Origin of the sequence: Dietzia sp. UBA5065, from assembly GCA_002415925.1 — a bacterium.
In the GTDB taxonomy this organism is placed as follows: domain Bacteria; phylum Actinomycetota; class Actinomycetes; order Mycobacteriales; family Mycobacteriaceae; genus Dietzia.
Genome location: DIAZ01000172.1, coordinates 6,144 through 9,614, shown reverse-complemented (window position 1 = coordinate 9,614; position 3,471 = coordinate 6,144). Strand labels below are relative to the sequence as shown.

3 protein-coding genes are annotated in these 3,471 nt (G+C 72.9%); 1 reads left to right on the top strand and 2 read right to left on the bottom strand.

Annotated elements, in window-relative coordinates; genetic code table 11:
- Positions 1–79: 79 nt before the first annotated feature.
- Positions 80–1,105 (bottom strand): oxidoreductase, encoded by a 1,026-nt coding sequence (locus tag B4M60_RS14055; protein WP_291085337.1) that lies wholly within the window; start codon positions 1,103–1,105, stop codon positions 80–82.
- A gap of 66 nt (positions 1,106–1,171) precedes the next feature.
- Here B4M60_RS14055 and B4M60_RS14050 point away from each other — a divergent pair, with 66 nt between their 5' ends.
- A complete protein-coding gene (locus B4M60_RS14050) occupies positions 1,172–1,981 on the top strand; it encodes a DoxX family protein (RefSeq protein WP_291085334.1) in 810 nt (269 codons plus the stop codon).
- A 16-nt stretch (positions 1,982–1,997) separates the two neighbouring features.
- On the opposite strand, the gene ilvD is transcribed toward B4M60_RS14050, so the two are convergent.
- A partial coding sequence (gene ilvD / locus B4M60_RS14045) for a dihydroxy-acid dehydratase (protein WP_291085331.1) occupies positions 1,998–3,471 on the bottom strand: 1,474 nt, incomplete at its 5' end.

Here is a 3,471-nt window from a genome sequence, read left to right as displayed (position 1 = left end):
AATGTGTGTACGAGTCTACCGCCGCCCCGGCGGTAGCGCAAGAGTTCGAATAGCGAGAAAGTGCGGGGAGCGCGACCGGTCAGACGCGGGCGTCTGCGCCGCCGCCGGACTCGGGAAGCAGGACCGCGCGGTCGTCGGTCGGCACGGGCGAACCGCCCAGCTTGTTGGTGGTGCCGGCGAGCAGCAGTCCCTCCCCGATCACCGCGAGCCCGGTGAGTCGTCCGTAACGGCCCTGCGCGAGCTGCGTCGGCTGCCCACGCGCCGCCCCGCCCGCGAGAGGCAGGACGTCGGCGCGTTCCGCGTCGGGGAGGGCGAGGGCGAGGGAATCCGCGGTGGCCGCGCACCCGCCGGCGTCGCGCTGGTCGGGCCAGGTCCAGACGACCCGATCCGCTGTCCGGACCACCGCGCCCCGGTCGGTGACGGCCGAGAGGTAGAGGTCCCGTTCGTGCGTGCACAGGGCCCGGATCCCGCCCAGGTTCCTGGCCACCACCTCGGGCTCCGTCGCGCGCCCGATCCCGGTGAACCCGGGGAACCTCACCAGCTCGGGTCCGACCCCCACGGTGAGGACCCCGTCGACGAACGCCATTCCGCCGCTGTCCGCGGGCGCGAGCTCGGTCACGGTCCGCGGGGCGTCCCCGCGCGCGAGGCGGTCGACCCTGGAGGGGCCGTCTCCGACGACGAGGAGGTACACCAGCCGGTCCTGGGCGAAGTCGGGGGACGGCGCGACGGCGGCCACCCGGCCACCCCGGACGTCGACGCGCCCGAACTCCTCGGGCTGCGCGTCGACCGAGACGATCGTGACCCGACCCGAGGACTGCGCGACCAGCGCGCGCTGTCCCACCCCCGCGACCGCGACGGCGGGGTCGAGGCAGGTCGCGATGACGGCCGGGTCCGGGTCGACGCACGGCCCGGACTCCGGGGTGGGCTCCGGCTGACCGGAGCGCGGCGTCGGGGACGGCGGAGGGCTGCCGGGTGGGGTGGACGGCGGGGCGGCGCCCATGCCCGGGCCCGGTGCTGGGGTGAAGGGGTCGTCGAGGCGATCGTCGAACCTCGCGCAGCCGGTCGCGGCGAGGGCCATGACCAGCAGGAGTGCGAGCGATCTCATGCCGACCAGAGTACGGTGCGCCGTGTCCTCGATGCGGACACCCGCAGATCGGCCTATGGTCGGTGCGTGACTTCCTCAACGCCCGGAGACGACGCCCGAACCGAGATCATCCACGACGTGGACTACCCGCTCGACGTCCCCGAGGCGACGGGCTCCGGGGCGGGCGCGGGGAAGACGGACTCCGCCACCACGGCGTTCCCCTCCGCCGGTCGCGCGGACTACACGCCGTTCGTCGAGTCCGGAGGCTACGACGCGTCCACCCCGCTCCCGTTCGGCGACACCTCGACCACCGTCGCACCCGCACCCGGGGACGAGATCTCCCGACGCGGCACGACCGACCTCGGCCTCCTCCTGCTGCGGGTCGCCGTCGGCGTCCTGCTGGCGATGCGCGGACTCCAGAAGCTCTTCGGGCTGTTCGGCGGCCCCGGGATCGACGGTCTCACCGAGATCCTCACCGCGTCGGGCTTCGAGCAGGCCCGGATCCTCGCGATCACCGGCGGCGCCGTCGAACTGGTCGCGGGGGTGATGCTCGTCGTGGGGCTGGCCACGCCCGTCGCCGCGGCCGGACTGCTCGCGCTGGTGGGTGTGGGCATCGCGATCCGGTTGACCGGTGCCGAGGCCGTACCGCTGCTCGGGGACACCACGCGCGGCCTCGAGACGTCGATCCTGTACGCCGCCGCCCTCGCGGCGCTGCTCTTCGCGGGGCCGGGTCGTTGGTCCGCCGACCGCCGGTGGCGCTGGTCCCACCGACCCCGTTTCAGCGGGGTCGTCTGGCTGGTGATCGCCGCGGTCGCCGCCGGACTGGTCTGGTACTTCTTCAACGGGACCAACCCGTTGGTGTCGACCGCCGACAGCGCCCCGGTCACCGCGGGCTGAGGGCCCGGGCAGGGTCTCAGTCGGGCAGGATGCGGACGGCGCCCTTGTCCGCCGAGGACGCCATCGAGGCGTAGGCCCGCAGGGCGACCGAGACCTTCCGGTCCCTGTGCTCGGGGCGCCACGGGAGGGCGCCCTTCTCGGCCCGGCGACGCGCCAACTCGTCGTCGTCGACATCCACCGAGATGGACCGCGTGGTGACGTCGATCGTCACCACGTCGCCGTCCCGGATCAGACCGATGGGGCCGCCGGCGGCGGCCTCGGGCGCGATGTGGCCGATGGACAGGCCCGAGGAGCCGCCGGAGAAGCGGCCGTCGGTGATGAGCGCGCACTTGGCGCCGAGGCCCGCGCCCTTGATGAACGCGGTGGGGTGCAGCATCTCCTGCATGCCCGGACCGCCGGCGGGGCCCTCGTAGAGCACCACCAGGACCTCGCCCGCCTGCAGGGTCTTGTCGAGGATCACCGACACGGCCTCCTCCTGGGACTCGACCACGCGGGCCGGGCCGGAGAAGTGGAAGTTCTCCTCCGAGACGCCGGCGGTCTTGAACACCGATCCGTCGGGGGCGATGTTGCCGCGGAGCACCGCGAGCCCGCCCTCGGCGGTCGCCGGATGCTCGACGGAGTGGATGCAGCCGTTCACTGCGTCGGTGTCGAGCGACTCCCACCGGTTGTCCGTGGAGAACGGCTCGATCGTGCGCACCCCGCCCGGGGCCGCGTGGAACAGCTCGATCGCCTTCTCCGTGGCCGTGCCGCTGCGGATGTCCCAGTCGGCGATGTACTGCTCGAGCGACGGCGAGTGGACCGAGCGGACGTCCGTCTCCAGCAGGCCGCCGCGGTACAGCTCGCCCAGGATCGCCGGGATCCCGCCGGCCCGGTGGACGTGCTCCATGTAGTAGTCCGAGTTCGGCGCGACCTTGGCCAGGCACGGCACGCGGCGGGAGATCCGCTCGATGTCGTGGAGATCGAAGTCCACCTCGCCCTCCCGGGCGGCGGCGAGGATGTGCAGCACGGTGTTGGTGGAGCCGCCCATCGCCACGTCGAGGGTCATGGCGTTGGTGAAGGCCTCCTTGCCGGCCACCGACCGGGGCAGGATCGACTCGTCCCCGTCCCGGTAGTAGCGGGTGCACAGGTCCACGATCACGCGGCCGGCCTCGGCGAACAGCTCGCGGCGGGCGCTGTGGGTGGCCAGGGTCGAGCCGTTGCCCGGCAGCGACAGGCCCAGGGCCTCGGTGAGGCAGTTCATGGAGTTGGCCGTGAACATGCCGGAGCAGGAGCCGCAGGTCGGGCAGGCGGACCGCTCGATCTCGTCCAATCCCTTGTCGTCGATCGCGGAGTTGGCAGAGGCGGAGATCGCGGTGATGAGGTCGGACCCCGCCTTGACCACGCCGTCGACCACCACGGAGAAGCCGGACTCCATGGGGCCGCCGGAGACGAACACGGTCGGGATGTTCAGGCGCATGGCGGCGTTGAGCATGCCCGGGGTGATCTTGTCG

Excerpts from the sequence above, each read along its gene's own strand:
- B4M60_RS14055 (WP_291085337.1), bottom strand. The coding sequence starts at position 1,105 with ATGAGATCGCTCGCACTCCTGCTGGTCATGGCCCTCGCCGCGACCGGC.